A 6,679-nucleotide genomic window follows, 5' to 3' on the forward strand; every position below is an offset into this window, starting at 1 on the left:
CATATAAACATTCCATCAGGAGGCAAATTTCATGGACAAGTTAGCACTTATGAAAACTGCAAATGAAATCCGTAAAAGTATCGTGACAGCAGTGCATGCTGCAAAATCAGGACATCCGGGCGGATCTTTATCTGCAGCAGATATTTATACATATTTATATTTTGAAGAAATGAACGTGGATCCGGCAGATCCGAAGAAAGCGGACCGTGACCGTTTTGTATTATCAAAGGGACATACTGCTCCGGGCTACTATTCTGCACTGGCTCACAAAGGATTTTTCCCGGTTGAGGATCTGACGACACTTCGTCATACTGGTTCTTATCTTCAGGGACATCCGGATATGAAACATATCCCGGGCGTTGATATGTCAAGCGGATCTTTGGGACAGGGAATCTCTGCTGCTGTTGGTATGGCGATCTCTGCAAAACTTTCCGGAGATGACTATCGTGTATACACACTTCTTGGTGATGGTGAGATTCAGGAAGGCCAGGTATGGGAGGCTTCTATGCTGGCAGGATTCAAAAAACTGGACAACCTGGTAGTGATTGTGGATAACAATAACCTTCAGATTGACGGACGTATTGATGAAGTAAATTCACCATATCCGATTGATAAGAAATTTGAAGCATTTAATTTCCATGTAATCAATATTGACGGACATAATTTTGATGAAATTGATGCTGCATTCAAGGAAGCAAGAGCTACCAAGGGAATGCCGACAGCTATTATTGCCAAGACTGTAAAGGGTAAAGGGGTTTCCTTCATGGAAGATCAGGCAGGATGGCATGGAAAAGCTCCAAATGATGAGGAGTATAAGATCGCTATGGAAGATTTAGAGAAAGTAGGTGAAGCATTATGTCAGAAGTAAAGAAAATTGCAACAAGAGAAAGCTACGGTAATGCTTTGGCAGAATTAGGTAAATTACATGATGATGTAGTCGTTCTGGATGCAGACCTCGCAGGCGCTACAAAAACCGGCGTGTTCAAGAAAGCGTTTCCGGAGCGCTTTATTGACTGCGGTATCGCGGAAGGAAATATGATGGGGGTTGCGGCAGGTATTGCTACAACAGGAAAAGTTCCTTTTGCAAGTACCTTTGCTATGTTTGCAGCAGGACGTGCATTCGAACAGGTACGTAATTCTATCGGATATCCGAAGAATAATGTAAAGATCGGAGCAACACATGCGGGTATCTCTGTGGGAGAAGATGGAGCATCTCATCAGTGTAACGAAGACATTGCTCTTATGAGAACAATTCCGGGAATGGTAGTTATCAGCCCATCTGATGATGTGGAAGCAAAGGCGGCAGTATTTGCAGCTTATGAGCATCAGGGACCGGTTTATATGCGTTTTGGAAGACTTGCAGTTCCGGTAATTAATGACAACCCGGACTATAAATTTGAAATCGGAAAAGGTATCGTATTAAGAGAAGGAAAAGATGTAACGATTGTTGCAACCGGACTTGAGGTCAGCGAATCTCTTGCAGCAGCAGAAAAACTGGCAGCAGACGGAATTGATGCGAAAGTGATCAACATTCATACGATCAAACCGCTGGATACCGAGCTGATTCTTGCGGCAGCAAAGGAAACGGGAAAAGTTGTTACAGTTGAGGAACATTCTGTAATTGGCGGCCTTGGAAGTGCTGTGTGTGACGTGTTATCTGAAAATTGCCCGACGCCGGTTCTGAAAATCGGTGTAAATGACGTATTTGGCGAATCTGGTCCGGCAAAAGAGCTGATTGTGAAATATGGTCTGGACGCTGACAGTATTTATGAAAAAGTAAAAGCATTTGTAAAATAGTTGTTTTATCTGAAGTGAAAAACAGGCGGTTTTCGAAAACGAAAACCGCCTGTTTTTCGTTCAAATCTTATGTTTTTCCTAAATTTATCAAAAATACTATAGAAAATGCGGCTATTCTGGTATACTAACAATGTCAAAAAATGCAGCTCTTTATGGAAAGAGTGAGGGAGGAAATTATGCAGGCTTTCCGAAAAAGAATGGCAGGGCGTCTTCAGAAACTCCGCCGTGAATGGAATAAGGAATTCTATGATTGTATCCGTGATGTTGCAGAACATCCGGTGGTGCTCCGTATGAAATTGTATCCGCACCACGGTAGCAGTAATTGTTATCAGCATTGCATGCATGTCGCATATTATAATTATCAATGGTGCCGCTTTTTTAAGCTGGATGCACGTTCGGCGGCCAGAGGAGGAATGCTGCATGACCTGTTTTTATATGATTGGCATACACATGCCAGAAAAACAGGGGACCATTTTCACGGTCTGACACATCCTGAAACAGCATTGAAGAATGCGGAAAAATTTTTTGATCTGAATGACATTGAACGTGATATTATACGAAGTCATATGTGGCCGGTTACATTTTTTACAATCCCACATACCAGAGAAGCCTGGATTACGACCCTGACAGACAAATATTGTGGAGGATGCGAGACAAGTCGGCGAAAAAATGCAGATACAACAAGAATTCGAAGAGATTTGTCCCGGCTTGTCGAGTATTTTAATTATCTGATAGACACAAAGCGATAAAATAATTGATTTCCATATGCTATCATAAGCCAAATAATTATTTTGATGAGGTGAGAGTATATGGAAAACAGATTTCCCAAAAACGTACGTCAGATAGGAAATGTAAGTGATACTCCAAAGATTTATGTAGAAGATTATGTAGATACCTTTTTGAGCCAGATTTGTGAAAATACAGATGAGGAACCGGTGGGGGCGTTCCTGGTCGGTCGTATAGTGAGATCAGATGATCAGGAGGTTGTGTATATTTCCGGTGCGGTCCGTATGGAAGAGATAGGGATTGATGGAATGGATATTGTGATCGCAAGGGAGACATGGGAGAAAGCTCGGGAAGATTGCAGTGAGTATTTCGGTGGAAGAGAGATGCTTGGATGGTTCATAAGTCTTCCGGGATATCCTGCCGTATTAAATAGTAATTTGCGGCAACTGCATGAGCAGTATTTTGGTAAAAGTGGGACGGTTTTGATTTTGAAAGAACCATCGGGGACAGATGAGTTGTTTTTCGCACATAAATATGGTGAGCTGATGCCGATAGGAGGCCATTATATTTATTATGAAAAAAATCCGGCCATGCAGAATTATATGGTAAGCGCAAGAAAACAGATCGGCGTGACTCCCAGTGAAGCTGTGGAAGATAAGGCTGCAAAGGAGTTTCGTAATATTGTAAAAGAAAGATTTGAGTTTCAGGAACAAAAGCGTAATTCCAGATTTATGTATGCGGCCAGTGTCTTTCTGGTTCTTGTTGTATTGGTGATGGGAGTTACGACGATCAATAATTATGATAAAATGCGTTCCGTTCAGTCATCTGTGGAAGATATAAAAGAAAGTGTTGCAAGAAATGAAGAAAGATCTGGTACTGAAGAGACCACAGAGGCCTCAGCTTCCGGAGACAGTGTCACAGCTATGATGGAAGAGAAAAAACCGGAGAATCCGAGCGGAGAAGAAGAAAGTACAGCACAGCCTGAAAATGAGAATCAGGGAGAAGGGGATGGGGGAGAAACGTCAGACGGTACTTCAGGAAATTTAGATGGGGCACAGGCGGATATAGCAGGCAATACGGCTTCCAGTACGATCCAGGAGATGAGTGAAGATATTTACATTGTACAGAAGGGCGATACGCTTGCTAAGATCAGTAAAAGAGTTTACGGTGATATCGGACATGTAGATGCTATCTGCAGGATGAATGGGCTTGAGGACGGGAATTTGATCTTCATTGGACAGAAATTATTGCTGCCCTAGAGCAGAAAGTGATATACTATATAATAAATGACGGAAAGAAAAAGGACACGATATGGGAGTTATAGTAGAGTTACGAGATCCTATGGGGGATCTGCAGGAAAAAATAAAGGTGCACAGACGCCGTATACGGAGAAAAGGAATTTTGACGATTTTAACGATTTTGGCGGCGGTTATCAGTACATTTCTTTTGATCGAGGTGCAGACATATGGCCAGACAAGGGTGATGCAGGAGTATGGAAGCGGAGGAAATAATGGCGGCAGCTATGTGCAGTTTTCAACGGGAGTATTGAAGTATAGTCGTGATGGAATTGCTTTTCTGAATAAAAAAGGAGAGGAACAGTGGAATCAGCCTTATCAGATCAAGAATCCTTTGGTGCATGTAGCTGGCAATTCTGCAGCGACGGCAGATCGAGGAGGAAATGATATTTATGTATTTGATAAGAAAGGACTTCGTGGTGAAATTCACACAAATTATCCAATAGAACAGTTCGCAATTTCGGAAAATGGAATTGTAAGTGTACTGCTCAAAAATGAGAGTACACCGCAAGTAGTGTGTTATGATGCGGCAGGGAATGTACTGGTTGAGCACAGAACTTCCTTGAGTGGACAAGGTTATCCAATCGGGATGTCGCTTTCGCCGAATGGAACGATACTTCAGATTTCTTATTTATGCGTAGTAGATGGAGTAGAGGCGACTCGAGTGGCGTATTATGATTTTGCAAATACTGACGAAGAATACGGTGTGCCGGTGGCAGAAGAGATTTATAAAAACCAGGTAATTCCTGTATCTTTTTTCGCAAACAATAAAACATCAGTCCTTATCGGTGATGGGGCGTTCTTGATTTACAGAGGTACAAATCAGCCGGAATTGTCAAAAACAGTGGAAATTGAAAAAGAAATAAAAAGTGTTTTCTATGATAAAGAATATATTGGATTTATATTACAAAATGTGGGAACAGAAGGCTATGAACTGAGACTTTATAATATGTCCGGTAATCTGGCATTGTCCAGAGATTTTGAAGGGGAGTACAGTAATATTAAAGTTTCAAATGGCAATGTTATCATGTATGATGGAAAGAAGAGTTTGATTTATTCTGAACTTGGGGTAAAAAAATTTGAAGGGGAGATGGATAAAGAGATTATGGAGATCCTGCCACTTCAGGGAATAAATAAATACTTAGTGATGAACGCCGATGGTATAGAAGAAATTCGTCTGGTGAAATAGGAGTGCGTATGAATTGGTTATTGATTATAGTTGTTGGTATCTTATTAGTAGGAGTACTTGTCGGATTTGTAAGAGGGGCCGTTCGGATTGCGGTGTCATTAGTTGCGACGCTTTTTACGATTGCGGTGGTATTTGTTGCTACGCCTTATGTGAGTAAGGCAGTCATTTCCCTTACTCCGGTGGATGAAATGTTGGAAAAACAATGCATTCATACTGTTACAAAATTAATTTCCGGAGGACAGACAGAAGAGGGATTGACGGAAGAACAGGTGAGAGCAGTACTGGCTGGAGCGGGAGTTACAGAAGAACAGTTGGCGACGGCGGGAATTACAGTGCAGGATATTGTGGATGGAAAGGTATCGGGTGAGGATCTCGCAAAATATGGAATTTCCGCAGGAATTCTGGAGGGACATACGCAGGAAAAAGCAGCGGAAATTCTGAATGATGCGGAGATACCGCGCCAGGCTCAGATTGCGGCAATTGAGGGATCCGATATTCCGGATGTGTTTAAAGAATTGCTTTTGAGCAATAACAACAGCGAAGTTTATCGTGCATTGGGAGCCACTACTTTCATGGAATATATCAGCAAATATTTTGCTAAGCTGGTTATTGATATTATCTCCTTTTTGGGAACATTTGTTATTGTGACAATCGTTGTAAGAGCAATCGTATTTGCTTTGGACTTCGTTACTGAGCTGCCGGTTCTGGGAATCCTGAACAGATTGGCAGGAATGCTTGTAGGTGCATCTATTTCCTTGATTATTGTTGGGTTTATTTTTGTAGGAATCACATTATTATATACGACTGAGATTGGAAAAACACTTATGGGAATGATTCGTGAAGATGAATTTCTGACATTATTATACGAACATAATTACATAATGAAATTAATAACTGTATTTAGATAGATACAGGAAATTATACGGTTATAAAAAAATATATAATGTAACTGGAAAAATCTATATTAAACTATCTGAATTGCATGAAAAAAATAAAAAAGAGAAAAAACATTGACAATTAAGGAAGTAAGTGGTAAGATATGACTCGTTGACCGGACAGGAATCAGAAATGAGGGGCCGGGCAGCGGGTCATAACTGATTTCCGAAAGGGCTGAGACAGAGGCCAGGGGGCGGCATGCAGAAGTCTGATAAGAAAAAAGTTGTTGACAAACGTCGAAAGATGTGATAACCTATTTAAGCTGTCGCTCTGAAGAACAGAGTTCCGAAGAACGGATCGGCAAAAAAGAAAAATAAAAAAGTCTTGACAGAAGCTTGAAGATGTGATAGTCTAATATAGCTGTCGCGAGACAGAGAAGAAAGAACATTGATAACTAAACAATAGACAACAACCCTGAAAATTCTTTAAGAGATTTTTCAAGAACGGTTGAATCGACAGATTTAACAAACCTAAAAACAGTAAGAAGGAACAGAATTGCCAAGCGATTCTGGACTGGATACAAACAATGAAGCTCCGATGGTTCTAGGTTCGAAAGGACCTCACCAAGAACGCACGGAGCGCATAAACCGTAAGGTCTGAAAAGACCAGACCTAACTTTTTTATGCGAGAGTTTGATCCTGGCTCAGGATGAACGCTGGCGGCGTGCCTAACACATGCAAGTCGAACGAAGCACATTGGATTGATTCTTCGGAAGAAAGAGAATGTGACTGAGTGG

The 6,679-nt window shown here is 41.3% G+C and carries 6 protein-coding genes and 1 rRNA gene; all 7 read left to right on the plus strand.

Annotated elements, in window-relative coordinates; genetic code table 11:
* Positions 1 to 31 precede the first annotated feature (31 nt).
* Positions 32 to 868 carry a transketolase gene (locus tag ACTNBR_RS06570; protein ID WP_427808047.1) on the plus strand — a complete coding sequence of 279 codons (837 nt, stop codon included), beginning with the start codon at positions 32 to 34 and terminating at the stop codon, positions 866 to 868.
* Positions 856 to 1,797, plus strand: a complete 942-nt coding sequence (locus ACTNBR_RS06575) for a transketolase family protein (RefSeq protein WP_427808045.1) — start codon at positions 856 to 858, stop codon at positions 1,795 to 1,797. The genes ACTNBR_RS06570 and ACTNBR_RS06575 overlap by 13 nt, the downstream gene beginning before the upstream one ends.
* A 197-nt stretch (positions 1,798 to 1,994) precedes the next feature.
* Positions 1,995 to 2,546: a phosphohydrolase gene (locus ACTNBR_RS06580; RefSeq protein WP_427820555.1), complete on the plus strand. Its 552-nt coding sequence runs from the start codon at positions 1,995 to 1,997 to the stop codon at positions 2,544 to 2,546.
* A gap of 60 nt (positions 2,547 to 2,606) precedes the next feature.
* The gene (locus tag ACTNBR_RS06585; RefSeq protein WP_441017117.1) at positions 2,607 to 3,782 is read left to right on the plus strand and encodes a LysM peptidoglycan-binding domain-containing protein; all 1,176 of its coding nucleotides are present in this window, start codon (positions 2,607 to 2,609) and stop codon (positions 3,780 to 3,782) included.
* A gap of 52 nt (positions 3,783 to 3,834) precedes the next feature.
* On the plus strand, positions 3,835 to 5,007 hold the full coding sequence (locus ACTNBR_RS06590) for a DUF5711 family protein (RefSeq protein WP_441017114.1): 1,173 nt from the start codon (positions 3,835 to 3,837) through the stop codon (positions 5,005 to 5,007).
* A gap of 8 nt (positions 5,008 to 5,015) precedes the next feature.
* Entirely contained in the window at positions 5,016 to 5,915 is a 900-nt protein-coding gene (locus ACTNBR_RS06595) for a CvpA family protein (protein WP_441017111.1), read from the plus strand.
* A gap of 648 nt (positions 5,916 to 6,563) precedes the next feature.
* A 16S ribosomal RNA gene (locus ACTNBR_RS06600) occupies positions 6,564 to 6,679 on the plus strand; the annotation flags it as partial.

It is taken from the genome of Bariatricus sp. HCP28S3_F11, from assembly GCF_052065395.1.
Lineage (GTDB): Bacteria > Bacillota > Clostridia > Lachnospirales > Lachnospiraceae > Allocoprococcus.

Excerpts from the sequence above, each read along its gene's own strand:
- ACTNBR_RS06585 (WP_441017117.1), top strand. The coding sequence starts at position 2,607 with ATGGAAAACAGATTTCCCAAAAACGTACGTCAGATAGGAAATGTAAGT.
- ACTNBR_RS06575 (WP_427808045.1), top strand. The coding sequence starts at position 856 with ATGTCAGAAGTAAAGAAAATTGCAACAAGAGAAAGCTACGGTAATGCT.
- ACTNBR_RS06590 (WP_441017114.1), top strand. The coding sequence starts at position 3,835 with ATGGGAGTTATAGTAGAGTTACGAGATCCTATGGGGGATCTGCAGGAA.
- ACTNBR_RS06570 (WP_427808047.1), top strand. The coding sequence starts at position 32 with ATGGACAAGTTAGCACTTATGAAAACTGCAAATGAAATCCGTAAAAGT.
- ACTNBR_RS06580 (WP_427820555.1), top strand. The coding sequence starts at position 1,995 with ATGGCAGGGCGTCTTCAGAAACTCCGCCGTGAATGGAATAAGGAATTC.
- ACTNBR_RS06595 (WP_441017111.1), top strand. The coding sequence starts at position 5,016 with ATGAATTGGTTATTGATTATAGTTGTTGGTATCTTATTAGTAGGAGTA.